26 protein-coding genes and 5 pseudogenes are annotated in these 26,309 nt (G+C 47.4%); 28 read left to right on the forward strand and 3 right to left on the reverse strand.

Annotated features, from left to right (window positions below; translation table 11 throughout):
* Positions 1–10 precede the first annotated feature (10 nt).
* The 27 genes and pseudogenes from tssC to KCG39_RS03405 all read left to right on the forward strand — a co-directional run bounded on the left by tssC (position 11) and on the right by KCG39_RS03405 (position 20,686).
* Positions 11–1,546 (forward strand): type VI secretion system contractile sheath large subunit, encoded by a 1,536-nt coding sequence (tssC, locus tag KCG39_RS03280; RefSeq protein WP_211811547.1) that lies wholly within the window; start codon positions 11–13, stop codon positions 1,544–1,546.
* Between the two features lie 18 nt (positions 1,547–1,564).
* On the forward strand, positions 1,565–2,914 hold the full coding sequence (gene tssK, locus KCG39_RS03285) for a type VI secretion system baseplate subunit TssK (protein WP_142473406.1): 1,350 nt from the start codon (positions 1,565–1,567) through the stop codon (positions 2,912–2,914).
* Positions 2,911–3,600, forward strand: a complete 690-nt coding sequence (gene tssL / locus KCG39_RS03290) for a type VI secretion system protein TssL, short form (RefSeq protein ID WP_142468574.1) — start codon at positions 2,911–2,913, stop codon at positions 3,598–3,600. The genes tssK and tssL overlap by 4 nt, the downstream gene beginning before the upstream one ends.
* Positions 3,600–4,838: pseudogene (locus tag KCG39_RS27975) on the forward strand (OmpA family protein); the annotation flags it as partial. The gene tssL and the pseudogene KCG39_RS27975, both read left to right, overlap by 1 nt.
* A 97-nt stretch (positions 4,839–4,935) precedes the next feature.
* Complete coding sequence (locus KCG39_RS27980; protein ID WP_228305850.1) at positions 4,936–6,417, forward strand: hypothetical protein; 1,482 nt, start codon at positions 4,936–4,938, stop codon at positions 6,415–6,417.
* A 198-nt stretch (positions 6,418–6,615) separates the two neighbouring features.
* Positions 6,616–6,996, forward strand: a complete 381-nt coding sequence (locus tag KCG39_RS03305; protein WP_211811548.1) for a hypothetical protein — start codon at positions 6,616–6,618, stop codon at positions 6,994–6,996.
* Between the two features lie 2 nt (positions 6,997–6,998).
* Entirely contained in the window at positions 6,999–7,361 is a 363-nt protein-coding gene (locus tag KCG39_RS03310) for a hypothetical protein (RefSeq protein ID WP_211811549.1), read from the forward strand.
* 265 nt (positions 7,362–7,626) lie between these two features.
* On the forward strand, positions 7,627–9,561 hold the full coding sequence (locus KCG39_RS03315) for a glycoside hydrolase family protein (RefSeq protein WP_228299428.1): 1,935 nt from the start codon (positions 7,627–7,629) through the stop codon (positions 9,559–9,561).
* Between the two features lie 26 nt (positions 9,562–9,587).
* Complete coding sequence (locus KCG39_RS03320; RefSeq protein ID WP_196564930.1) at positions 9,588–10,424, forward strand: hypothetical protein; 837 nt, start codon at positions 9,588–9,590, stop codon at positions 10,422–10,424.
* Positions 10,425–10,546: 122 nt separating this feature from the next.
* On the forward strand, positions 10,547–10,741 hold the full coding sequence (locus KCG39_RS03325; RefSeq protein WP_142446084.1) for a hypothetical protein: 195 nt from the start codon (positions 10,547–10,549) through the stop codon (positions 10,739–10,741).
* Positions 10,742–10,848: 107 nt separating this feature from the next.
* Positions 10,849–11,112 (forward strand): PAAR domain-containing protein, encoded by a 264-nt coding sequence (locus KCG39_RS03330; RefSeq protein WP_142445347.1) that lies wholly within the window; start codon positions 10,849–10,851, stop codon positions 11,110–11,112.
* A gap of 2 nt (positions 11,113–11,114) precedes the next feature.
* Positions 11,115–11,489, forward strand: a pseudogene (locus tag KCG39_RS27725) (hypothetical protein); the annotation flags it as partial.
* A gap of 139 nt (positions 11,490–11,628) precedes the next feature.
* Positions 11,629–12,102 (forward strand): hypothetical protein, encoded by a 474-nt coding sequence (locus KCG39_RS03335; RefSeq protein ID WP_176690187.1) that lies wholly within the window; start codon positions 11,629–11,631, stop codon positions 12,100–12,102.
* Complete coding sequence (locus KCG39_RS03340; RefSeq protein ID WP_176690186.1) at positions 12,099–13,304, forward strand: T6SS immunity protein Tli4 family protein; 1,206 nt, start codon at positions 12,099–12,101, stop codon at positions 13,302–13,304. Before KCG39_RS03335 ends, KCG39_RS03340 begins: the two co-directional genes overlap by 4 nt.
* A 59-nt stretch (positions 13,305–13,363) precedes the next feature.
* Positions 13,364–13,688, forward strand: a pseudogene (tssJ, locus tag KCG39_RS03345) (type VI secretion system lipoprotein TssJ); the annotation flags it as partial.
* A gap of 160 nt (positions 13,689–13,848) precedes the next feature.
* Entirely contained in the window at positions 13,849–14,391 is a 543-nt protein-coding gene (locus KCG39_RS03350) for a hypothetical protein (protein ID WP_087829309.1), read from the forward strand.
* Positions 14,392–14,442: 51 nt separating this feature from the next.
* Positions 14,443–15,195: a hypothetical protein gene (locus KCG39_RS03355; RefSeq protein WP_142467972.1), complete on the forward strand. Its 753-nt coding sequence runs from the start codon at positions 14,443–14,445 to the stop codon at positions 15,193–15,195.
* An 18-nt stretch (positions 15,196–15,213) separates the two neighbouring features.
* Positions 15,214–15,734: pseudogene (tssJ, locus tag KCG39_RS03360) on the forward strand (type VI secretion system lipoprotein TssJ).
* Positions 15,735–15,766: 32 nt separating this feature from the next.
* Positions 15,767–16,126: pseudogene (locus tag KCG39_RS03365) on the forward strand (contractile injection system protein, VgrG/Pvc8 family); the annotation flags it as partial.
* A complete protein-coding gene (locus KCG39_RS03370) occupies positions 16,126–16,689 on the forward strand; it encodes a hypothetical protein (protein WP_142467973.1) in 564 nt (187 codons plus the stop codon). The pseudogene KCG39_RS03365 and the gene KCG39_RS03370, both read left to right, overlap by 1 nt.
* A gap of 116 nt (positions 16,690–16,805) precedes the next feature.
* The gene (locus KCG39_RS03375) at positions 16,806–17,234 is read left to right on the forward strand and encodes a hypothetical protein (RefSeq protein WP_142467974.1); all 429 of its coding nucleotides are present in this window, start codon (positions 16,806–16,808) and stop codon (positions 17,232–17,234) included.
* 15 nt (positions 17,235–17,249) lie between these two features.
* A complete protein-coding gene (locus KCG39_RS03380) occupies positions 17,250–17,747 on the forward strand; it encodes a DUF6402 family protein (RefSeq protein WP_142467975.1) in 498 nt (165 codons plus the stop codon).
* A 1-nt stretch (position 17,748) separates the two neighbouring features.
* Positions 17,749–17,931, forward strand: coding sequence for a DUF6402 family protein (locus KCG39_RS27895; RefSeq protein ID WP_087829218.1), 183 nt, complete (start codon positions 17,749–17,751; stop codon positions 17,929–17,931).
* The gene (locus KCG39_RS03390; RefSeq protein ID WP_142467976.1) at positions 17,928–18,296 is read left to right on the forward strand and encodes a DUF6201 family protein; all 369 of its coding nucleotides are present in this window, start codon (positions 17,928–17,930) and stop codon (positions 18,294–18,296) included. Before KCG39_RS27895 ends, KCG39_RS03390 begins: the two co-directional genes overlap by 4 nt.
* 148 nt (positions 18,297–18,444) lie before the next feature.
* On the forward strand, positions 18,445–18,801 hold the full coding sequence (locus KCG39_RS03395) for a hypothetical protein (RefSeq protein WP_142467977.1): 357 nt from the start codon (positions 18,445–18,447) through the stop codon (positions 18,799–18,801).
* Positions 18,802–18,869: 68 nt separating this feature from the next.
* Complete coding sequence (tssE, locus tag KCG39_RS03400; RefSeq protein WP_142467978.1) at positions 18,870–19,319, forward strand: type VI secretion system baseplate subunit TssE; 450 nt, start codon at positions 18,870–18,872, stop codon at positions 19,317–19,319.
* Between the two features lie 23 nt (positions 19,320–19,342).
* The gene (locus KCG39_RS03405) at positions 19,343–20,686 is read left to right on the forward strand and encodes a VasL domain-containing protein (RefSeq protein WP_142467979.1); all 1,344 of its coding nucleotides are present in this window, start codon (positions 19,343–19,345) and stop codon (positions 20,684–20,686) included.
* A gap of 156 nt (positions 20,687–20,842) precedes the next feature.
* Here KCG39_RS03405 and KCG39_RS03410 read toward each other — a convergent pair whose 3' ends face one another.
* The 3 genes from KCG39_RS03410 to KCG39_RS03420 form a co-directional block, all read right to left on the reverse strand.
* Positions 20,843–22,522: a glycoside hydrolase family 43 protein gene (locus KCG39_RS03410; protein ID WP_170100380.1), complete on the reverse strand. Its 1,680-nt coding sequence runs from the start codon at positions 22,520–22,522 to the stop codon at positions 20,843–20,845.
* 57 nt (positions 22,523–22,579) lie between these two features.
* Complete coding sequence (locus KCG39_RS03415) at positions 22,580–24,019, reverse strand: MFS transporter (RefSeq protein ID WP_177447572.1); 1,440 nt, start codon at positions 24,017–24,019, stop codon at positions 22,580–22,582.
* A 418-nt stretch (positions 24,020–24,437) separates the two neighbouring features.
* Entirely contained in the window at positions 24,438–24,722 is a 285-nt protein-coding gene (locus KCG39_RS03420; protein ID WP_142446457.1) for a hypothetical protein, read from the reverse strand.
* Positions 24,723–24,908: 186 nt separating this feature from the next.
* Between KCG39_RS03420 and KCG39_RS03425 the strand changes: the two genes are divergently transcribed.
* Positions 24,909–26,291, forward strand: a complete 1,383-nt coding sequence (locus tag KCG39_RS03425; protein ID WP_196094608.1) for a carbohydrate porin — start codon at positions 24,909–24,911, stop codon at positions 26,289–26,291.
* Positions 26,292–26,309 lie beyond the last annotated feature (18 nt).

Consider the following 26,309-nt stretch of genomic DNA (forward strand, 5'->3'; position numbering starts at 1 on the left):
GAATATGCTGATGTCTGTAAATACTGAAACCGCCTCTACGCATGGGCAGACCGCTGTACTGGAAAAAGAGGGCGTGTACGCCTCCCTGTTTGAAAAAATCAACCTGACCCCGGCGTCCCGCCTGGGGGATATTAACAACTTTCTGGATGATGCCGCGCTGTCTGACGCCCCGGCGGGCGAACGTCTGACGGCGGCGATGCAGGTGTTTATGGACTGCATCCGCAAGTCCGGCCAGCCGGTGGAGAAGCTCGACAAAACCCTGATCGATCGCCATATCGCGGAACTGGACTACCAGATTAGCCGCCAGCTGGATGCGGTCATGCACCACGAAGCGTTCCAGAAAGTGGAATCCCAGTGGCGCGGTCTGAAGCAGTTGGTGGACAGCACCGACTACCGACAGAACGTGAAAACCGAAATTCTGGACGTCTCGAAAGACGATCTACGTCAGGACTTCGAAGACGCGCCGGAGCTGATCCAGAGCGGCCTCTACTGGCACACCTACACCGCAGAGTACGACACCCCCGGCGGCGAGCCCATTGGGTCGGTGATCTCCGCTTACGAGTTCGACGCCAGCCCGCAGGACGTGGCGCTGCTGCGCAACATCTCTAAAGTCTCAGCCGCGGCGCATATGCCGTTTATCGGCGCCGTCGGTCCGGCCTTCTTCCTGAAAGATTCCATGGAAGAGGTCGCCGCCATCAAAGATATCGGCAACTACTTCGACCGCGCCGAATACATCAAGTGGAAATCCTTTCGCGACACTGACGATGCGCGCTATATCGGTCTGGTGATGCCGCGCGTGCTGGGCCGGCTGCCGTATGGTCCGGACACCGTGCCGGTGCGTAGCTTCAACTACGTCGAGCAGGTGAAAGGCCCGGACCACGAGAAATACCTGTGGACCAGCGCGTCGTTCTCCTTTGCCGCCAACATGGTGAAAAGCTTTATCAATAATGGCTGGTGCGTGCAGATCCGCGGCCCGCAGGCGGGCGGGGCGGTGAAAGATCTGCCGATCCACCTTTATGATCTGGGCACCGGCAACCAGGTGAAGATCCCGTCAGAGGTGATGATCCCGGAAACCCGCGAGTTTGAGTTCGCCAGCCTCGGTCTTATCCCGCTGTCGTACTACAAGAATCGCGACTACGCCTGCTTCTTCTCGGCGAACTCCACCCAGAAGCCGGCGCGGTACGACACCGCCGACGCCACCGCCAACAGCCGCATCAATGCCCGCCTGCCGTACATCTTCCTGCTGTCGCGCATTGCGCACTACCTGAAGCTTATCCAGCGAGAAAATATCGGCACCACCAAGGATCGTCGTCTGCTGGAGCTGGAGCTCAACACCTGGGTTCGCGGCCTGGTCACCGAGATGACCGACCCGGGCGACGAGCTGCAGGCCTCTCACCCGCTGCGCGACGCGAAGGTGGTGGTGGAAGACATTGAGGACAACCCGGGATTCTTCCGCGTGAAGCTGTTCGCGGTGCCGCACTTCCAGGTGGAAGGGATGGACGTCAACCTGTCGCTGGTTTCTCAAATGCCGAAAGCCAAATCGTAAGGCGAGGGGAAATCAGGGATGAAAATTTATCGTCCACTGTGGAATGAGGGGGCTTTATTGTCTCCTCAACAGTTCCAGCAGCAGGCTGAATGGGAGTCTTTTCGCAGTGCCGGCGTATCAGCGCTGGCATCCCCATTCCCCTGGGGTGTGGAAAAGATTGAGTTTAATGACACTCTTCTTTCGTCCGGCCTGATCCAGATTACGCAGTTACGCCTCTGGCTAGAAGATGGAACTCTTATTGATGCGCAAAGGAGCGATCTGCCTCCGGCGCCGCGTGAGTTAGATGCCAGCCAGCTGGCTGGCCGTGATGCGGTAACTGTCGTCATTGCCCTGCCTCACATGCAGCCAGGTGTGATCAACATTGAACTGGAAGGCGTCAATTCAGATCGGCCGCTTCGCTATCGCGAAGAGTGGGTGACATTGCAGGATGCCTTTGGCTCTGAAGAAGAGTCCATGGCCGTTGCCCGGTTTAATTTCACCATCCGGTTTGCCCATGAAAGCAATGATTCCTGGAAAGTCTGCCCGGTAGCAAGACTGATCCGGGATGGGCAAAATGCGTGGCGACAGGATCCGTCTTTTATTCCTCCAGTCGCCTCATTTGGGGCAAGCCCGGTCCTTCGCGAACGTCTGGTGTTGCTCAATCGCCAGTTACGCTCCCGACGCCAGCGTCTGATGACTATGCGTCGTGAAAGCAACGAAAGGCTCGCCGATTTTGCCGTCGCCGATGTTTCCCTTTTCTGGTTGCTGAATGCACTGAATTCTCACGCCAGAGTGCTGACAGAATACGAACGTTTTCCTTCCCGTTCACCAGAACAGGTGTGGGCGGAGCTCGCTCGTCTGGCAGGCAGTATGCTGACTTTTTCTCTGGACCATGATCTTGACGCCATACCGGGCTATGACCACGAGGAACCGGCCAACGCATTTCCACCGCTGTTTGACCTGATAACGGGTTTGCTGGAAGCGAGTCTGCCATCCCGGGTCATTGCTCTGGAAATGTCCCGACCGGACGGACAGACCTGGAAGGCCAGCCTCCACGATATCCGCCTGCGTGAAGAGGCCGACCTTTATCTCTCTGTGCGCTCGGATATTCCGGCCTGGCAGGTCGCCGAGAAATTCCCTGCACTCTGTCAGGCGGGTTCACCTGATGATGTCCGCGAGATCTATGGTGTGGCACTCAAGGGGATCCCTTTGATCCCGGTGAGCAGGGTCCCGGCAGCGTTACCTGTACGCATGGAAAACCAGTACTTCGCCCTTGATATGGAAAGCCCCGCTGCGCATGAAATGCAGGAGCAGGGGGTGTGTATGTTCTATGTGCCTGAGTTACTTGGTGCCCTGGAACTTGAACTGTTTGCGGTATTGCGCTCATGAGACAGGATATCGATATCGACCAGCTGATGACGGAGACGTGGCTCACCGTCACCATGCTTAAGAAAGGCGCCGTCACGCTTGATGGTACTGCGCTTTACAATAAATGCGTTAAACAGGTTGAAAGTGTGCGGGAAGCGCTGGAGCGTGCTGGTTATGACGACGCCAGTGTGGAGCATATTTCCTACGCACAATGTGCCCTGCTGGACGAAACGGTGATGAGCCGTAAGCCCAAAAAAAGCGAAGAAGGAGAGGAGCCGAAAGTTGATGAAGGCCAAATGGCCTGGCGTAAAGCTCCGCTGCAGGCCCGTTTTTTTGGCTCACTCCGGGCAGGTGAAGCGTTATGGGATCGCATTGCAGAGATTCTGCGTCAGCCCTCACCGAATCCGGCTGTTTTAACCTGCTATCACCGTGTGATTGCGCTGGGCTTTCAAGGATTATACAGCCTGAAGGCGGTCAGCCAGTCGCAGCGGGATGAGGTAGTGAAAGCCCTTTCCGAGCGGGTTTCTCCGCCTGATGCAGACCTGTCTCTGGTTGTTCACCGGATGGGGAAACATCGCTGGAGTCTGATACGCTCAGTCTGGTTCTGGATAGTGCTCGCCGTCATTCTTACCGGGGTTATCTGGTGGGGGGGCCATCTGTGGCTTCAGGCTCTGTTGTCAGCACAAATACCGGAGCTGCACGGCTAATGCGTAGATCAGTCATCATTCCGGTAGCCCTGCACACCTTAGCAGCCGTTGCCACGGTGCTGTGGTTGCTGTGGTTGCTGTGGTATTTCATCCCGGCTGGCAACGTTTTTAAAGGCCTGATCACTCTGCTGATTCTCCTTCTGGCAGGCTGGTATGTTTTTAAAAATCTTCGGCGTGAGGAGCCAGTATCCGACGTTACCCTCCCGGCTGCTGAACTGCCATTACACGACACCCGGGGACCCGTTGTACTGGTGTGTGGTGACATGCTGGAAGCGTTGTTTCCGGGAAGTCCTCTGCGTAAAACAGCCCAGGGATGGTGGCTGCGGGCCGGTGACGTCAACCGGTTAACCGACGTTGTCCGCAGTATCCAGACGCAATTCCCGCGCCAGGTCGGTCAGCTCTCGGTGATGTACCGCTGCCTGCCAGATCATCATCAGGATGACGCCGTTCTTCGTTCCACACTGAAAACGCTCCGCCAGCAGTGTAAGCAGATTAAATCCCTGACGGGTTTCACACTACCGGTTGTGTTGAGTGCAGAATTTTCCGGGCCAGAAACGCCCTGGATAATCGTTCGGGATGATAAGCCGATTGTCTGTCCGGTAAATGATTCGCCGCAGGCTTTCATCGACTGGCAGCAGGCGGAAGACAATATCGTGACGCTGCCAGCGATCAGTCAGGCGTTTTCCTTTATCCGTCATACCCTGACTGATGAGCTGGAGAAGCCTGACCGGTTAACGCCCCCTGAACGAGCATTTTCCGTGGCAATGCGCCTCGGTACCGTCCTTCCTGAAGCACAGTCAGTCTGGGCCGACTGGCTCTATTCCCGCACCTGTTTGCAGTTTTCCCGAAAACCAGGGCAGACAAATCCGACAAGTTTGTTTCCGGATGCGGTTCTGCCGCTGCTGGCACCTTTTGCATCAACTGTGCAGGGGGGCGCCCGTACCCGTCGCCTGATCCTGCTGATGTGGCTGTGTGCCCTGACTGCATTGGGTATTTCTGCGCTCAATAATCGTGACCTTATCCGTCAGGTGAGTACCGATTTACAGCGCTGGAATGCCATTCCCATGGATCATTACCGGCCTAAAGCGGAATCACTGGGCGCGCTGAAACAGGATGCGCTCCTGCTTGAACGCTGGCAGCGTCAGGGAGAGCCTTTACGTTACAGCCTGGGTTATTACCCGGGGCAACGCCTGTGGCTGGCCTTGCAGCAGGCTATCGATACCTGGACACCTCCACCGGTCAATGCCGGAGACAGTCTCGGGCATATGGTTTTTTATCAGCTACCGGAAGAAAACGACAAACGCTCGCGCTACCAGGTACATAGAGTGCCTGAGCATGGATAATATGGAGAAGTTCATTACTAATCCCGGAAGAGCAGGAGAGGATGCGCCGGTGTATCTGACCTGGAAAGCCGATACCCCATTATCTGACAAGAGCGATACCGGAATAACATCAGGCGGTCGAAAAACAAAGGCTCCGGGGATCCTGACGCTTGCAAAAGTACCAGGCGTTGATGCTGAGGGGAACACGCTGAGCAATAACAAGGATGCGGCATACTATCAGATACGCCCCGAAGGTGGCTGGCTGGCCGCTGCCAATGTTCAGAAGGTATCACAGTATGCGTTTGGTGAGCTCGGGTTTGTGACGCTGAATAAGGCACCGGAAAGTTTTGACCTGATTGATGGAATAAAACAACCGAATAACGTGGTGAAGGGGATTCTGGAGCAGTTGTATAAAGTGGCACAGGATGAAACCCGGACCACCCATGCACTCAATAAGTACAACTACAAGCGCCTGCTGGAGTTGATTGACAGTAACCAGGATGGGTATTACTCGGAGCAGGAGTACCTTCAGGCGATTCACAATGTTTCCTACCGTGATCATCTGTACCGGGTGATAGCAAAGCATGCCAGTGAATGGTACTACGGCAAGGACGATCAATTATGGAAGACCTATCTGGATACGTTAACCACGGATGCGCCGTTGTGGAAAACGTATCTGGAAGCGTTTCTGGATAAAATGACGTGGATGAAAGCAGTGTCGGAAAAGGGTGTGGCACTGGGACCGGAGCCGTGGCATATGCATCCAATAATATTTTTGGAGGCGATGAATAGTTCATCTAAATGGTTTGATATCGAAAAATTCATTCAAAAGTATAAAGAAAGACATTCTGTAGTTTTTGGGTTCTATGATCGAGGAACTAAAATAACAATCCCAGAATTGACTCCGGACTCTGAAGAGTCATTGCGAAATCTTTTAAATGAAATGAAGAATCAATATTATGAGAATTTTTACGATTTTAATGAAAAGTTTGTTTCTTATATGCTTGCTACAATAAGAATAGAGTCTTATGCCTATAGACAGAAATTGTTCTTCAAACCAATTAGTGAAAATATTTCATATGACAAGGCGGAAGTTGATTATGGTTCAGGTCCAACGGCATCTAACCGACAAAGAGCTATATTGAACCACAACACAGATATTGGTGATGGGTATAAATATCGCGGGCGTGGTTTGGTTCAGTTAACATGGAAAATTGCCTATGAGAAATTCAAATCATTAACAGGTATTGATATAGTTACCAATCCAGATCTTTGTCTTGAAATTAGCACGGCTGTTTCAATTATGATGAAAGGTATGAAAGATGGTGACTTCAGGGCTGGGCATACATTAGAAACTTATTTGGGAGCAGGTAAAAAGGATTACTTTAATGCAAGGTTAATCATTAATGGTTATCGAGATGGTATTCCTGATAAAGCTGACGAGTTTAAAGATTACGCTGAATTATTTGAGGTGATAATAAATGAAACAATGTAGTAGTGCATTGTGCCTTGTTTTATCTTTATGCTCCTTTTATGTACATGCAGACGCTGACTTAGATGTCACTGACTGTTCTCTAAAGGGAAGTACTTCTTGCGATGTTTTTATGAAAATGGAACGGAATATTAATGATGTATCTTACAAAGTTGAATTGGCAGATACTGAAAATGGAAAAAAATACTCCCTTATTTTGATATGAATGAAACGACAGAAAATGTCTCTTTGCAAAAGTATGGAGACAGATATGTTTTTTCAAAAGAGTATTTTGATAACACCAAGGCTATAGAGTTTATTACATTTAAGTATGAAAACAAAGTCCTTTCACCTGTAACATATTATTATATTGAGAGTTCTATTGATTTCAGTAATAACGTAAAGAAATGGTCTGGCAAGGAATGTGGTACATCGGCAGGAAAAATCCCTGAAAAAAAAGATGGCTTATTGTTACAAGTGGCCTCAGAATTATGTGTTAATCAAGTTAAGTTAGCATACACCCCAAATAAATATATAGGAAGTGATATCTTATTTCATCTATCGCAATTTATTAATGGTGTTGAAAAAAACAGCTTCCTGTAATTTTGCTTGATAATAAAGATATTGATTCTATAAATTTGAATGATATTGGTTGTTTAAGTGACTGTGATATTGCATCTGACTCAACTAATTACATAGGTAAGTTAAACGAAAAATTCAGAATAGGCCTGTATCTCGAATATAATAACAATAACGTTTCTGGTTTTTATTTTTATGAAAAAATGAAGAAGAAAATAAATGTAACCGGTCGTCGGAACGGTAAGAAGCTGACGCTGTCAGCCTCTGTCCCTGAAGGAATAGAAACGTTTGATGGTCTGTTAGACAATGGGAAATTTAAAGGAGTATGGTCAAATGCAACAGGGAATAAAAGCTATCCCTTCATCTTTTATATGAAGCTAATCCAGTAAACGGGCATCCGGTGAACCCAGTAATACCGCACAGCAGGTCATCCGTCCAGGTAAGAATCCTGGCGATGCAGCAAGAACATTCAGTCTGGTCACGCTGGGCCGGGATAAGGATAAGCTGAAAAAGGGCGATCGGGTATGGGTAGTATCAGACGGCGACAGTCTGACGCCGGTTGCACCGGCAGCATCCGGTAGTGAACCCGTTTTTAATGATGTGTATGTACCTTCAGCGCCTGTAGCGGTCAATGCCGGAGACAGTCTTGGGCATATGGGCTTTTATCAGCTACCGGAAGAAAACGGCAAACGCTCACGCTACCAGGTACATATAGAATGCCTGAGCATGGATGATATGGAGACGTTCATCACTAATCCCGGAAGAGCAGGAGAGGATGCGCCGGTGTATCTGACCTGGAAAGCTGATGCACCATTGTTTGAAAAGGGTGAGCGGGGAATGGTTGCGGGCAGTCGTAAAACAAAGATATCGGGTATTCTGACACTGGCAAAAGTCCCTGGCGTTGATGCTGAGGGGAATACGCTGAGCAGTAACAAGGATGCGGCATATTATCAGATACGTCCTGAAGGTGGCTGGCTGGCCGCAGCCAGTGTTCAGAAAGTATCGCAGTATGCGCTTGGTGAGCTCGGATTTGTCACACTGAATAAGGCTCCGGAAAGTTTTGACCTGATTGATGGAATAAAACAACCGAATAACGTGGTGAAGGGTATTCTGGAGCAGTTGTATAAAGCGGCACAGGATGAAACGCGCACCAATCATGCCCTGAACAAATATAACTACCAGCGATTGCTGGCGTTGATAGACGATAACCATGACGGGTATTACTCGGAGCAGGAGTATCTTCAGGCGGTGCATAATGTCTCCTATCGTGACCGCTTATACCGTGTGATTGCGAAGCACGCCAGTGAATGGTATTACGGCAAGGATGACCCGCTGTGGAAGACATACCTGGATACCTTAACCACAGATGCGCCGTTGTGGAAAACGTATCTGGAAGCGTTTCTGGATAAAATGACGTGGATGAAGGCGGTGTCGGAAAAGGGCGTGTCGCTGGGGCCGGAGCCGTGGCATATGCATCCGGTAGTGTTTTTAGATGCTGTCTCAAACGATCAGAAATTGATTATATTTCCGCTTAAAGTCAAACCGAAGAATGATATTAATGGAGTCTGGAAAAATTATTACTGGGCTGCATCTTTAAGTGACAGCAATGCCTCTCAGGCCATATTTGGTCGAAATCGAAGCGGAGGGAGTCGTAAACATGCTGCTCGTGATTTGTATACAGAACCTTCGACAGAAGTTGTCGCTGTTTGTGACGGAACAGTCAAAAGCATTACAGCTTATTATATGGGAACATCACAAATAACAATCGAGCATAAAACGAATGATAACAGACGTTTTTTTGCACGTTATGGAGAGGTTGATCCTAATAGTATTACTGTTAATGTAGGGGATAACGTGAGTCAAGGTAGTATAATAGCTAAAACAGGTTTAATGATTTCTCCAGAAACAAACAGGCATCCCAGCATTATAGCGGGGCAGACTGTTTATATGCTACATTTTGAATACTATCCTGGAAATGAGTCTGAATCGCCTCCAAACAATACATTAGATCTCCCTTACAGAAGACGAAATGACTTACGTGATCCGTTGGAAATATTGCGCGAAGGTTACGAGAACACTTTCAGTGAAAATGTCAAAAATGGAAACCGGATTGATATAAACCAGTTACAGGTTTCAGATGAAGGAAAAGCGTTTATCAAAGGATGGGAGTCATTTAAGTCAAAACCTTATAATGATTCAGAGGGCTATTGCACCATTGGTTATGGTCACTTAATTGCAAGGCGCAAGTGTGAGGATATCGTTCTGTCAGACGAATTTAAAGACGGCATCACGTGTGCCCGCGCCGATGAACTTTTTGAAGAAAGACTGCCCACATATGTAAATGAACTTAAGAGTTCAGTAACGGTGAATCTCTATCAGTACGAGTTTGATGCGTTGGTAAGCCTTTTGTTCAATCTCGGTTCCTTACGCAAAGCACCTTTACTCAAATCGAAACTTAATAGCGGAGATTATGCTGGTGCAGCGGACGAATTCCTCGATATTACCAATGATGGTACCACTGGCCTGGTGACGCGCCGTAGGAAAGAGTGGGATTTATTCAATAACAATGTTTATGATTCTTCTCATTGACAGAATGTAATACAAGGAATGCTATTGTGAATAAAAAGCTATTATGGATTTACATCCTCTTTGTTTTATCATTTAGCGCTCGTATCCAGGTGAGTGAGGCAAAGGATGTATGGGTTTTTGATAAAGTCTCCAGTTCTACTGTCTTAGGAATGACGGATGCGGACAGGGTTCGCAATCTGACAACGCAGTTTCGACAGGTTGAGATCGTCACTGATTCAAACATTCTCACCATTCAGAATTCCCTACTGGAAAAAGGAAATATCTGCTCTATCAATTTCGTGAGAATAAATAAAACATTGCTTTCTTATTTTTACTCTAAAGATACGGTGGCAATGTATAAGGCACTATTTTCACAGGAAGGAATGCCTCTGACGGATGATATTATTGTCCTGACATCTCTCAGGCCCGGTGAAGAATGTCCCGAACCGTACAGTGAACTCATAGAGGCTAAGGGGAATTTGTTTTTCTCTGAACAAGACTATGTGGTGTTCATGAAGAAAAAAACTGGGAATGTAACATCGGGGAATAAAGATAAAATTGATTTTTGGCAATACTGTAAAGACGCTGCGGTAGGCGCGGCCTACGATGGAAGATGTAAATATAGCTGTCAGTTTAGTCATAAATCCATAGCTGAAGTGTATTCCAATATTCGTGCGCTCAGTCATTATCAACATGCGTTAAAGGAAAAGTTGCCGAGTAAAAATATTAAATACCCTGTTGATGGAGGATATACCATTTATCAATGGACTGATCGCAACACGCTAGAGATAATAATTGAACAAGAAAATGAGTCTATCCGCTATTCCATTAAGTATAAAAATAATAGTGCTGACGTAGTAATCGAATCGGATACACAATATTAGTTATCTTAGTCGTGTCACAAAAAAACGCCTGGTGTTTGGTTTTATTAATGAGGTAATTTGTTATTTTTATTGATATTAATTCAGGAATGAATATCATTGGTCTGGTCTCCTGGGGAGGAAGCATGGACGAAGGTGATTATTATAAAGTATATGGATATACATATGATAAAAAAGGGAATATTCATACCAATGCGATTTTAGACAATAATTTAAATTTATCTGATTATAATGCAAAAAATAATTCATTTAAGTATAAAAACGCGATCTCTGTAAAAAATACATACTTGAGAATCATTGTTCCTAGCAGGAAAACATAAAATTTATAAAAAGGTTTACATCTTATTTTCTGGGTCAGGATTGAGACACTTGAGTAATAAATATTAATTTATTCTGCCCTGTATGCAATAAATTAATGGAGATACAAATGTTGCAAATTATTCGAAAAGGCGACAAGACCACTCACGGTGGTTCAGTCATGACCTGTTCTGGCACCATGATATTTGGTGGGATTGGCGTGGCGCGTAAAGGAGATATGGTTTCCTGCCCGATACCGGGACATGGTCCGACAACTATCATCGAAGGCAACCCTGATTATCTTGATAACGGGATCCCGGTTGCCTTTCACGGTCATAGATGTGGCTGTGGCTGCACATTGATCAGTTCTTTTGCTCCTGCCAGGGTTGCCTGAGTATGCCAGTCCTGCTTGATACCATCCCTGAAAAGGCGGCGAAGGTTCCACGACCTGATACCCGCCGATGGCTGCTGTTCCTGGCATTTGTCATGTCAGTAGGGATTGCTCTAACGCTCTGGAACTGGACGACAGAACGCACTGGCTTTATTTTCTGGTTTACTGCCCTGGGATTGCCTTTCTGTCTCTGGGGACTGCTTTTCTCCCTGCGCCGGTTTGCATACAAAGCAGAGCAGGTGGGGGCTGAGTCCCGGAATGTGGAACGCGAAGCGCTTATTGATCGCGAAACTCGTCGGGGCCAGCGCTGTGCCTGGATACTCGATACATACGTTCAACACTATTCAGGAAATAGTGCTGGTGCACTGGTGAAAGCACTTAATCATATCCGATACAGCCCATTGTTATACAGACCTAGATGGGACGGGCGTTGCTGCACCGACCCGAAACTTTGCGCGAGAATTGAGACAAAATGCATGGCGTAAATGGCTGGGCAGCGCAGCGGGAGAGTGTGCAGATGTGCTGGATAAACCGGCACTGAAAAAAGGCTGGGAGAAGATTCAGATGTTGGCGAAAAAAAATGCTGAGACCTATGAAATAGTGTTTGATTTTATTCCGAAAAATTATATTGACAGCCATCCCTATCCTGCTGAAATAACACCTTCTGTTTCTGATGCCGAAAGCACAAAAACTAATGAAATACCCGCCTCAATATGGCCAGTAATGAACACGGGTGACAAGATTAAAAGTTTTGTAAGGAGTAGCATGCCCTTCTCAGAGATTTTCTGGCGAAATTATAAATTTCAGAACGACGGTTCCCTGCATGCAATTAAAGGTTATTTCACTGCTCTGCCTATATACTGGACCGAAGGAGAGAATAACATGATTCGATATAATATGCGGCTCATTGCCAGCAATGCTGTATCTGCTGACGATACACAGCTGTTAGCGGATAACAGTGCCGGTGATAATAATGAGGTAAATCAGGCATGAAGGGACTACCATCACTTGTTATACTTGGTTGCCTTGTTTATTCTGATTGTATTATTGCACAGGAATGGAAGGGTGAGTGCATTGGTTATTATCAGTTGCTGTTGCCTGATGGCTTGGAGGTGGCTTTATATCCCGTGAATTTAATCATTGACCCACTCGAAAACCCAGCGTGGCAAAAAAACACGTTGGTGTCGCGTTATTTGTTTCCAAAAATATCTTTCGGTGAAAATCGATATCAGAGTAATGGTGACACAGTTCAGGCACAATTCTCAGTATTCCATTATGCAGATTATGACGTTGTAGTTTCCTCTGAAAACAAATCGACTATCGATTTGCTGAAATATGAAAAGGAATTTAAAGAGCGTACTGACAATCGAATACAGGACTACTGGGATAAAAGGAACCACAAATTATCAATGAAACTTCCAGTATTACCAAAAGATATTGCTGAAAGATCACTTGCGTACAGTATCGATAACTACGACAATGCTTTTTCAGCCACTGATTCGGGTGGTTATTCTTTATTTGTAAACAATGGCAACAGACTGTTTATTTTTAAAAAGGCAGATAAAGTACAATCACTTGATGAGCAACTGAACAAAAGCAGACCTGAGATGCTTTCATTGCTTAAACGTTTTCAGCCACGCAAACTCTACGAAGTTCCGGAAAAACAGGGGTTCTGTTTACCCTATGGTTTTATCGCCGGGGATTCCGGACATGAAAAACGCAATATGGCCGTCACTTACCGTCTGAAAAATCACCCAGATGTGACCATATTTTTCCAGGACCTGGGGATGATGAATCCGCAGGCAGGAGAAGAAGACGACCTGAATGAGAAGGATTACATGGCCTGGCTGTGGAGCTGGGATTTCCAAGCGGGAGCAACTTCAAAAGAGCTGATAAAACCAAAGTGGCGCTCAATTAAGATGGATGGTCGTGACGGGACCGGAACTTTTGTTAAAGGCACATACAAAAATGTTCCAGTATATGACTATAAAGGTCATGTGAGTAACCGGCTGAATTATATTAACTATGGCTATGCGGCTTATGTGCAGGGCAATCATAAAGCCAGAAACCTGGAACCAGATTTACTGCTCTATGTTATGCAGGACAGCCGTCAGCTTAAAAATCAGCCGCCAATGGATAAGGACGAATTAGAAAAAATGGCTGAACATATTATCAGTTCGATTAAGAGAAGGTAATCCATTGATTATTAGCTCCGCAATTTTCTATTCCTTTATTTTCACCCAGTACTACTCTTATGACGCGAGTCTATCAGACTCAGGGATCGTAAAGCGGTTGATGCCGCCGATTACCAGACGCTGCTGCGTAATGCCGATACGATACTTAAAGACGACGTACTGGCGTCAAAATCGCTGCTGGTGATGCCCAAAGGCAGCGTGACGCTCAATATGCCCATGGATGAAGACGCTCAGTTCGTGGCTGTGGTGGGACTGTTTAACCGCCCGGATCAGAAGGACAACCGCTGGCGCCTGGTGCTGACCCGTGACGACCTGGACCCGGACAAACCCCGCACGATTGAACTGGGTGATGGCTGGCTCAGCCTCGTGCCGGTGAAGGAGTGACGTGATGGATTTTTCCGACGACAGGTAACACACCTATCGGGTTACAAAAAGGTTTGCAAATATATATTCCATTGGAATAGAGAGAGTCATGAAAAAAAGAAAGTGGGGAGTCTTAACTTTTATATTAATTTTAGTGGTTTTGAGCTATGGAGGATACTATATGAATCAACAACAATATCAAATGTATGTTCGAGTTACCCCAGATAGTGAGAACGATCCAGAGTGGCCGAGTAAGAAAAAGTGGTTTGATGCTAGTAAATGGATTAAAGATTCACATTATGTGAAAATTAATGATGCGTATTTGTTAAATGTTAGATATATACATATCGAGAAACTAAATGATTTCCGTATCACACTAACTTTGCAGGAGGCTATCAGGAGGTCGATTAACCTTGAACCAAAGTTATTGGATCTTTATAAAATGGATAATCAGATTTTTTTTCAAACTATGAAAGATAATATCTCTTGTGAGTATCTCAGAACGCAATTTGATGCCAAGACATTAACTCCAGTTAATGATTATTTTCTTTTTTTCTTCACTTATAAGGGTATTGATTATGAAGTGGAGGTATTAAGGGAACCATATGAAGATGGGTTTTCATTTCCTTATTCTGGCTTTGTTCATAAGGCCGGTTACTGGCATTCAACATCTCCGGCTCAATATTCTTACAGGGATTATATTGCAGGTAAAGTTATCAAGTAAGTTCATTTGTTATCAAGTGAGGCATTTTTATATTTCCGAGGATTTATTTTAATGGAATTCAGTGACGGTCAGGTTGATGTGCTAAAAAAAATATCTTTTGAAAGTTATATTGGCGAGCTCACTGAGCATTGCGGAGTTATTTTTCCGGAATTGATTTCCCTGTACAGAAAAGAGGATTTTCGTTCTTGTATTCAACTGGGCATCACTCTTGCGAGAAAAGCCGGTTACACTCAAAGAGGACCCATTCGACTCTATATTGATATGATGATTATACTCGGGATGAACTTCGAGTGTGATCCGCTTTTTCAGTGGTTGAAAACGGAAGAGCAAAAAGTTCTCTCGCAGATAGAACGGAGCATAATGTGCTGTGGATTACTGGATGATTATCTTGCAAGAGTTTATGGGGTAAACGGATGTTTTTTTAAGAAGAGCCTAGAAAAATTTAAAGATTACAGTGTTAAATTCCTCCCCGAAAAAATAGGTTCCAGTAATGCAGAGCTACACGAATTATTAAGGGATATTTATCCACAGCGGTATGATTTTGCTTGCTATGATGCTGTAAATGATTTAATTACTCTTTCAGGTGTGGGTTGTGAAAGATATAAACTGAAGAGAGATAGTCATAAAACATATTTGATTCTCATTATGTTTTTATTTGGTTGCTCATTTGAACAGGATGTTTTTCGTGGACATCTTATTACTGAACCATTAATGAAATATTTTAATAACGACGATATCAGCGGACACAATATTATTGTGTCGTCTTACGCCTCTTTTCAGGTTAATCATGGTTCGCATCAATAGTAATTTCATAACACCTCCATCACATCTACACACTGGTGGGCGCTGACGCTTATTGCCTGTGGTCTGCTCGCAGGCTGCGGTCTGACTCAGACCGTCACGGACGGTACGGTCAGCCTCACGAAATCCATTTTCTACAAGAAAATTAAAACGCTGCATCTGGATTTTACCCCGCGCTCGGCCATCAACGCCGATGGCGCACAGACCCCGCTGGCGGCAATGGTGAGGGTCTGGCAGCTCAGGGATCGTAAAGCGGTTGATGCCGCCGATTACCAGACACTGCTGCGTAATGCCGATACGATACTTAAAGACGACGTACTGGCGTCAAAATCGCTGCTGGTGATGCCCAAGGCAGCGTGACGCTCAATATGCCCATGGATGAAGACGCTCAGTTCGTGGCTGTGGTGGGACTGTTTAACCGCCCGGATCAGAAGGACAACCGCTGGCGCCTGGTGCTGACCCGTGACGACCTGGACCCGGACAAACCCCGCACGATTGAACTGGGTGAGGGCTGGCTCAGCCTCGTGCCGGTGAAGGAGTGACGTGATGGATAACTGTATGCCCATGGATGAAGACGCTCAGTTCCCGTCTGGCGCTCCTGGGATACACCCGACAGTGCGCGGTATATCAGAACCAGTCCGTTCCTGAGGTGGTTGAGCAGGTGCTGCGTAAACACGGTCTGAAAGGTCCTGATTTTGAATTCAGACTGGAGCATACATATCCGCCGCGTGAAATTATCACCCAGTGGCGGGAAACGGACCTGGAGTTTATGCGGCGCATTCTGTCCGAGGTGGGGATTTACTGGCGCACGGAGATGGACGGCACCCGTGAGCTGGATACGTACATTTTTGCCGACAGCCAGCTTAACTACCGGTTTGACGTGCGACTGCCGTACAGCGAGCCCTCGGGTCTGCTCGACGGCGCGGCAAATGCGTGATTGTTGATGAAGAAGTTGCGTTTGTCGGCGGTATTAACCTGGCCTACGGACGCTATGATAACCATTATGGTTTGCAGGCAAATGCAGACGGACGACAGGGGATGAATATGTACAATTCGTGCATCCCGCCTGTTTCGCGGCAAAGCAGTTACAACCCCATGGGGGTATATGTCATCCCGGCAGGGGGATTCCGGCGGTATAACCAGCAGGATGAACGGCAAAAAGCTGAGCGTCGGCAGGCTGACAGTGTACAGCACATTATCGATAACGTGCTCAGCCATCAGCACTTGCAGTCATCCGCCACGTCAAAGGACAGTACCTATCTGGACCCGACGGTCCAGCCCCGGATGCCCTGGCAGGACTACCAAATGCAAATTGAAGGGCCTGCGGTTTATGACCTGGTGCGTAACTTTGTGTTTCGCTGGAGCAGTTATCGTCACCCTTATCCGGATCATTCGCTGAAAACCTCTGTTCCTGAACTGGAGGTTGCGGTACTGATATCCGATACAGCCCATTGTTATACGGACCTGGATGGGACGGGCGTTGCTGCACCGACCTGAAACTTTGCGCGCGAATTGAGACAAAGTGCATGGCGTAAATGGCTGGGCAGCGCAGCGGGAGAGTGTGCAGATGTGCTGGATAAACCGGCACTGAAAAAAGCTGGGAGAAGATTCAGATGTTGGCGAAAAAAAATGCTGAGACCTATGAAATAGTGTTTGATTTTATTCTGAAAAATTATATTGACAGCAATCCCTATCCTGCTGAAATAACACCTTCTGTTTCTGATACCGAAAGCACAAAAACTAATGAAATACCCGCCTCAATATGGCCAGTAATGTACACGGGTGACAAGATTAAAAGTTTTGTAAGGAGTAGCATGCCCTTCTCAGAGATTGTCTGGCGAAATTATAAATTTCAGAACGACGGTTCCCTGCATGCAATTAAAGGTTATTTCACTGCTCTGCCTATATACTGGACCGAAGGAGAGAATAACATGATTCGATATAATATGCGGCTCATTGCTAGCAATGCAGTATCTGCTGACGATACACAGCTGTTAGCGGATAACAGTGCCGGTGATAATAATGAGGTAAATCAGGCATGAAGGGACTACCACCACTTGTTATACTTGGTTGCCTTGTTTATTCTGATTGTATTACAAATTAATTGTGACATAATTAAAATGCCATGGGCAATTCAATATGAACAGGTTAAAAATGGAATAAACGAACTCTCCCGTATATGGAAAAGTGAAAAACGCATTAAGCGGTTGAAGTTTCAATTAGGTAAGAAAGGTTCGCTTGAAAAAGAGGATATTGCGCTGGGTTATTCTGAACATATCAAGGAGCTTGATGCGAATGCCCAGGTCAACATCTTAGTAATTGGTAGCAAGTTCGATACTGTGAATGAATGGTATGGTGCTAAGGGGAACTCTACTTTGAAAGTATGCATTCGTGGAAAAACAAGTAAAAGTGGAAGTGAGAATATATTTACCGTCGATAAATTAGGATTTTATCTCAAAGACACATATGATTTTGTTGACGAAGGCAAGACTCCAGAACCACTTGGCATTTGGAGTAAAAACAGAATATTAGACAAAACAGAATCCGCATTATAATATGTCAACTTATTTATCTGGCGTTTGGGGCGTATTGGCAAGAGATTTTACTGGTTTTGTTCCAGTTTTCAACGCGGACTTTAGAAAATGGCAGACTAAGCATAACACTGGAGGTGATTTTATAGTGCTTTCAGATGTTTTATGGCTGGAGCCCTTACCAAAGGATAAGGTGATTGTTTTATGATGAAGCGAGTTTCTAGTGCGTTATTTATCGTGGTATTATTGGTTGCATGGATCATTCTACCATCAACAATTATTCCTTCTTCATATTCAAAAGTATTTGAGATTAATAGCCCTGACAATGAATATAAAGTAATTGTTTACCTTGGAGGAATAATTTCCCCTATGTCACTTTATAAGTACTTAAAGGATGAGGATTATTTTTTCATTATTTACAATGCATCCGGTGAGGTGGTTTTTAAACCATCACCGTATTATGGCACTTCCAACATGGGAGCATATGACGGTATAGAATTCCAGTACGGTGATAGCCATTCTTTACTTTACCCAGGACCAGAAGGCTATGAATCATACGAATTCACTAAGTGACATAAATCCGTAAACATGGAGATAATTAGGGGAAATATATGATTTTCAATATTAGTTTAAGAAGTGATCAATCATTCCGGATCGTTTCCTGAGGTCAAAATGCCCGATAGAAAACCCCATCTTTATAGGAAATTCTTACTGGCAACAGTTGGAAAAATATGAAATTTGGGAAAATAAAACCGTTGCAGTAAATATTTTAACTGCAGTCCTTGGATGCATTTTTGTTGTCACTGCCAATTATTTCGGCTACAAATGGCATATGGATCATTTCACTCCTCGAAGTAGAGGTGTCGGTCTTGGGTTTGTAATGTTATACATGCGGTATATTATTATTCCAATAATATTTCTCTCAGCCTTCATTAAATTAAAATATTCAATATCCATCCTTGGCGTGGCTTTTGTATTTATGTTTTATACATGGTATGGAACAAATCCACTTCGTGTAATGTTGGTGTTTGGTTCCTCATTATCCGGTTACGCCATAATTATTTTTGCAAAAAATTAAAAGAAATATTGAGTAATTCCTATCCCTTAGGACCTAAGCCTCTATCATTTAAAATAATTCGATATGTTATGAATCAAAAAACGCCCTCCTTATATGAAATTCTTACTGGCAACTTTACAGGGGATCTTCCCCTTGAAGTTGTAAACGAAGAAGACCAGGTCATTTTATCTGTACTGGATAACATCCAGCGAATTTTGAACGCCCGTGCCGGAACCATAAGCCATTTACCAGATTATGGTTTGCCCGATATGACCAAAATTCTGCAAGGCATGCCTGGAACTGCCCACGAGCTGATCGATACGCTGGCGGGTGTTCTGCTCAAATACGAACCCCGTTTGCAGTCACTCAATGTCACCTTACTCGAACAGCAAGTGCCTGGAGAATTGCGCTACGCCATTGATGCGGAACTGAGAGGCATAGGACTTGTACGGTATGGCACTGAGTTTATGCCTGAAGGTAAGGTACTGATCAGGCATCTGAAACAACGGCAGTATCTTGATGTCCGTTCCGCAATATAGTTCTGACTCTGGCTGAAACCATCATGACGACACATCCTGAGCGCTGCCTTAAAACCGGCGGTGACCCGCGTACGTTAGCGGATTACGCCGCGTTGCGCGATGAAATGAATAAACTGAGCCATCCGGCGCGCCCGGATGTCAACTGGCAGTACGCGGAAAAGCTCTGCTTGTCGCTGTTTGAACACAACGGCGTGGAACTGCAGACCGCCGCCTGGTACATACTAGCCCGCACGCAGTTGGCCGGGCTGTACGGTCTGAACGAAGGGCTGGCGATACTGGAAGCGCTGGTCGCCCGTCAGTGGGGCAATATGTGGCCGCAGCAGACGACTGCGCGAATGAAAATACTCAGTTCACTCAGTAAACGGCTGCAGCTGGCGATGCGTACTCTGTCCCTGAACTCTAACGATCTGAGCCAGCTTTACCAGGCCGAAGCGCACCTGACGGCTCTGGATGATGTGCTGCAGCGCCTGGAACTCAAACATGTCAGCCAGCTCAATGCCCTGTATACCCTGATGCACAACGTGGCGGTGCGGCTGGAAGACAGAGAAAATATAGAGGAGACCGTGTTGCGAACGAGCGCCGCTACGCCTGAACCTTCCTGCGACAGCCTCCCTGAACCGACCGAGCAGGTGAAATGGGTCTATGTCGCCGATCCGGCACCGCAGACGGAAGCTGACGCGGTAACGGCATTGCCGCCGCCCGCGAAGCCCTGGAAACCCTTTGCCGCCGGGATGCTGACCATGCTAGTGCTGGCCGGAGCCGCGGCGGAAGGATGGCTGGCAATGCATCCGTCCGAGACGGCCCAGCGGCAGTTTACCGCTATGCTTACTCCATTACCCGCGGCGCTTTCAGCCGAGCAGCTACGGTCGCTGCGACAACGCTCCCCTTCGCCGGAGACAGGTATAAAACAAACGCAGCAGCGGCTGGCGCAGCTTTTGCAGCTAAAACCGGACTGGGCCCTTGATTATGGCGACCATCTGGCGCAGCAGGCGCTGACATTATGGCCGGAACAGGCGAAACCGCTGGCGCGGCAATGGCAACAGCAGGTCAGCGCCGCCGCACTTCCCGCGGAGAATCTCAACGGCTGGCACCAGGGAATGATGCAGCTACAGCAGTTGACGAACCGGCTTAACGCGCTAGATGAGCAGAAGGGGGGGTATATTACGGTGAGTGAACTGAAGTCGGCGGTGTTTGCCATAACGCAGTCGTTCAGCCGGACCGTTCCGGCGGAAGAGCAGCTGCGGCAGCTGTCAGAACAGCCGCACAATCAGCCAGGGGCTTCGGCGCAGCAGAGCCAGACGGAACAACACCTGCAGCAACTGATTGCCCGCTATGCCGCGTTGAAACAAATAAAATCGGCGGAATAACCCCGGGATCGCATCCGCCGTTATATTTTTTTCTACAGATAATCTACGAAAAGCATCCGGGATATCCATTCTGCGGCCAGAACGGCCCCCGCAACACCCGGAACCGGCGCGGCCTGTCGCGCCAGTTCCTCATTTCACATCCCCGGTCAGGGCTATCTAATAACCACGTAATTCACTGGCTTCCCAACTGTAAGCGTCACTGGCGATTAACGTATCGCCCAGCTCCTGGTAATCGAAATGATAAAACTCAGCGCTGGCGTCATAACCGGAGTAGTCGACTGCCGCAAGGCCAACAAACGCCCCGGTAAAGAACCCGCCGTAGCTTTGCAGAACATAATCATCCGAAAGGATCGCAGCATCTAACCTGACGGGGATTTCAGTGAATTCAACTCCATCAAAGCTATATTCATAGCTATACGTTTCTTTCCTGACCTTCGTGCGGAACCAGACTTCTTCAATATGTTCCGGGACCTTGATGGCGTCATCTTTTAAATATGATGTATATTTCCCGCGGTTATTCTCACCTAATTCAATGACCTTGCCGTTAATTTCATTCCAGGTAATGAACACAAAACTCCAGTGACGATCGTTATAGTAGTTTGTTAATCCTGCCATTTGCTGGTAGTTAAATGGATTAAATTTGACTTTAACTTTCGCGTCAAAATAGAAGGCCTGCCAGCGGCGGGCAATCAGCGACAGGTCGTGCGTATTCGCTAAAGAGCCCTGGCCAATTAACGTTAGCTTGCCATCGCCTGTGGTCCCCATTTTTTCTGTGAACGGCACTCGCAGGGTATTCCAGTTTCGATCGAGCGTCGCCGTTGTAAAGTCGTCGTGCTGGCTACGGTCTTCCGGGCTTTCGGTATAAATGGCATCTTTTGGACCCTCGACAAACGTTTTTCCGCCGTGGCCTCCTTCAATACGCGGCCAGCCATCTTCATCCCAATACACCTTTTGAATAGCCGTTTCTCTACCCAGCGTTGACCAGCCGCGAGGATCGTAGACTGACTCACCCGGGCGATTCCACGGACGCGCGCAGAGCGAGGCATAGTACCACTCCCCACCGGGGGTAGAAACTAAGGCGCCGTGTCCTTGCTTTTGGATATAGCTGTCTGGCGTATCGACGTTGGTTAAGAAGACCTCACCAGGCTCGGTTTCAAAGCTGTTGGCGTCTAAGGACTTAGAACGCGCAACCACTTCCTGGTGCGTAAATACGGTGCCGCCCTGGGCGGCAAAAAGATAATAATAGCCGTTCAGTTTATAAAGATGCGGCCCCTCAACAAGCGCAACGGCAGTGCCGCGGTAAATAGTACGCGCGGTTTCTGGTCTTAATTTCAGGGTCCTGGTATCCAGTTCGGTTAAGGTGATGCCGTCAAAGGGATGGTGGTACTCACGATGATCCCAGGTTTGCTGCACGATATATTTACGCCCATCATCGTCATGGAATAGTGAAGCATCAAAACCTACGCCGTTGAGCTTGATGGGATCCGTCCACGGGCCGCGAATATCGGTTGCGGTGGTCAGATAGTTAGTCATGTCTTTAAAGGCGCCTTCGGTGACTTTGACGTCGGTATACACCAACCAAAATTGACCATCCGCATATGAGAGCGCCGGCGCCCAAATACCGCCTGATGAAGGATTGCCTTTCATATTCAGCAGGGTGGTCGTTGACAATGGCGAAGGGAGAAGATTCCAGTGCTCCAGGTCTTTTGACTCATGTAAACGAACGCCCGGGAACCACTCGAACGTCGAGTTGGCGATATAGTAGGTATCTTTCACGCGGATAATACTTGGGTCGGCATTAAACCCACGTAAAATAGGGTTTTGAATAAGAGACATATCATTACACCTTTTTAAAATGAAAAGTGACTTAATGGCTGGATTTATAATTTTTAGCTACACGCGTATCTCATCAAGCTGACGGTTGATATCGTTAACGTTTTTGTCAGAGATGGGATAAACCTGAATGATGATCATCGATATAATGGCTAACGCGATAGGGATCCATACCGCGGTCATAATGATCCCGTCGATAGCGCTGGCGCTTTGCTGGGCGCCGGTTTCATTAAAGCCGTAAACGGCCAGTAACCACAGCGGAATCGCGCCGCCGATAGTAAAGCCGATTTTGAAAAAGAGCCCCATAATGGCATTAATGATCGCCGCATTTCGCTTGCCAGATTTTAATTCGCCGTACGCAATCACTTCAGGAACCAGCGCCCACATAAAGCCGGTCGCCGAGGTCAAGCCCCACTGTTTAATGAAGGTCGCGATGTAAGCAAGCCAAAGCGCATCGTGCATGCCCTCCCGTGACCAGACGTAAGTCAGTAATTCACCGACAATAAACATGGCCAGAAAAATGTGGAAGAACCCTTTTTTACCAAAAATTTTCTTGAGTTTGGGCCAGAAAATAGGGAAGGCAATGCCCGGAATCGAGGCAACAAGGCCGACGGCCCCCATCCACTCTGAATGACCCACAACGTACTGATTGAAAAAGCCGTTAACCGTGTTCATGAAAAACATGAAGGTAAACGCCAGCATGAAAAACAGCCCGAGAATAACCAGCGGACGATTATGTTTAAGTTCAAGGAACAGATCGGTCGTTTTGACGTTGGCAGTCTGTTCTGCCGTTGCAACAACGCGTTCTTTGGTGAATTTATAGCAGATGAAAAGCGCCGCAGCGCCGATTAGCATATAAACGGAGTAAACGCCGAACCAGGCGTAGTTCGCTGATGGATCGGTATAGTTTCCCAGATTGAGCTCAATGCCAAAAAAACCGGTGTCCTTAAGGCTACGATCTTTTGGCGAGGCCATTTGTACAAACATCGGGAACAGGGTATAGACAAGAAGGTTCGCGCTATTGGCCAGCATCATGCGGGTACTGGTGAGTTTATCAATCGATTCCGGATCCCTGGTCAGGGACGCGTTAAGAGAACCATAAGGAATATTCACCACCGAATAAACTAAATCCAGAGCCAAATAGACGATAAAAGCAAAAGGGACTGAACCTCGGACGCCAGGAATGGGAGCAAAAAGTAACGCGGAAAGGATCACCAGCGGCACGCCGGCTCTTAACAGCCAGGGACGGTATTTACCTGCTTTTGACGTTCTTTTGTCTACATACGTACCAACCATTGGATCCCAAAAGACATTGATGATTCGGACAAAAAGAAATATAAACCCAGCCGTTGCCGTGCTGATGGTATTTACCGTCAGCATGTGAAGAGCAAGAAAGCCGCCTATTGTGCCAAAGACCAGGTTTTGAGCGAAGTCGCCCATCCCATAACCAATACGTTCCCCGCGCGTTAATTTATGATATTCGTCATGGCGGCTTTGCATTATGTTTTTACTCATTCTGAGCAGACTCCGGTGTGTTGTGTGGATGTGTAACAATTTCTGACATAAATGATCTCGAAGAATCCATTACGTTTTTAAATTAATTTATTATGTTTTTTTACTTCTGTGATCATCGAAGCAAATACCCATCAAGACTATCTTGTCTCTCTTGTTGACTAACGATTCACAAGCTATATCCCGATAGATTCAGGGCGCGAAAAAATCATTTTTATTTTATTTTTTTCTCTCCTGGTCACCCGAAGAAATGTACTTTACAGGGTTCTCCTGGCGTTGAGTAAATGGCGCTAATATTTGCGAGATGGCTCACATTTGAGCATTTTCTTAATCGCTGAGTGAAATAACGTAATTGAGCAACCGGCCAGGAGAATAGAGGATGTGTCACAGTTGTTAAATTTTGGCTTCATAAATTATGGGGTTTATCATGCAATCTTATGCTGAGTGGGACGCAGGTAGTGGTTTTACACATCCACTCGACGGTGCCGGGGCGGCGGCCAACGCCGCGCCGTTCCTGTTTTTCACGGCAATAGTGCAGGTCGCTGGCGCCATCAATGCTGTCCGCCGCCTGGAGGCAAAAGGTGGTGTCGTGAGTAGGGAGGCCGTCGCCAGCTGCTGAAACAACGACGCTAATTAATGGCGCATGCCTGGGGCAATCAATACCACCGCTGCTGGCCCGTGAATTATCCAAAGTGATAATTTACCCGGGGGGCCGCTAATTATTAAATAATGCGCGAGGAGGTCGGGTATCCCTAATAGTGTAAAGCCTCTGTAGATGTACAAAATTAAAATAATGTTCTTATGATAGCGAGATATTCTGTCTACTCAGAATAGGATTGTTATTATCTGAATAAAATTAACCTATATTGAGATAATTTTGACAATGATAAAAAAACTTCCATTACCCGTGGCGGTTATCGCCGCCTTTTTCCCGTTTACCTCTGTAATAGCTCAAGAGTTCACGCAGGAACAGATCGACGCCATTGTGGCGAAAGCCGTCGATAAAGCCCTGGCCGAGCGCCAGGCGAAAATCGACGCCGCCGCCGATAAAAAAGTGGACGTCATTACCAACCCGCAGACCACCGCGGCCACGCCGGATCTGGCGATCCCCTTCGGCCTCAAGTTCAGCGGCTACGCCCGCTACGGCGCGCAGTTCCAGACCGGCGATCAGAAGTTTGTCGGCGTGGATGGCTCCTATAACGGCGCCTCGGCGATCGGTCGTTTAGGCAACGAAGGTAACGGCGGCGAATTCCAGATAACCAAAGCCTTTAAGAGCAATAAAGGCGCGATCTGGGATATCAACGTCATGTTTGACCACTGGAGCGATGAAGTTAACCTGAAAAAAGCCTACGTCGGCGTCACCAACGTGCTGGAATCTAACCCCAACGCTTATATCTGGGCAGGCCGCGACTTCCATCAGCGTCCGCAGCAGGGGATCAACGACTACTTCTGGATGAACCACGATGGCCAGGGCGCCGGGGTGAAAAACTTTGATATCGGCGGCGTGCAGTTTGACGTGGCGGGGGTGTCGCAGGTGGAGTCCTGTAGCCCGGAAGTGATGGCCGATGAGGCCAACCCGTCGCGCATCACCTGTACCGGCGGCTCCGGTACCGGCGATAACGGCCACTACGCCCTGACCACCAAAACCCACAACATCAAGGCCGGGCCGATCGACGTTGAGGTATACGCCAACTACGGTTTTGATTCGAAAGCGGTGGACAGCGACGAGCGTCTCGACGCCTGGCAGGGCGGGCTGGTGCTGAGCCACACCAACGACAGCGGCGTCAATAAAGTGATCCTGCGCTACTCCGATAACTCGGATAACAGCGTCTACAACAAAACCGATGACCTGACCGCTATCTACGCCAGCTTTGAAGGGCTGCATAAATTTACCCGGCAGGCGCAGATCGAATATCTGCTGGCCTTCCACGACTATGACAACGGCAAGGACAACACCGATAACCGCAAAAACTACGGCGCCATCGTCCGTCCGATGTACTTCTGGAACGACGTGCACTCCACCTGGCTGGAAGCGGGCTACCAGCGCGTCGATTACGACCAGGGCGGCGATAACCACGGCTGGAAGCTGACGCTGTCGCAGAATATCGCCATCGGAATGGGGCCGGAGTTCCGTCCGATGCTGCGCTTCTACGTGACCGGCGGCCAGGTGGATAACAAGCGCACTGCGAAGGTCAACGGCACCAAAGACGAACAGCTGGATTCGCTGAACGTCGGCGGCATGTTTGAGGCGTGGTTCTAAAAGCTGACGGATTTACCA

The sequence above is a fragment of the Klebsiella pasteurii genome (genome assembly GCF_018139045.1).
Lineage (GTDB): Bacteria > Pseudomonadota > Gammaproteobacteria > Enterobacterales > Enterobacteriaceae > Klebsiella > Klebsiella grimontii.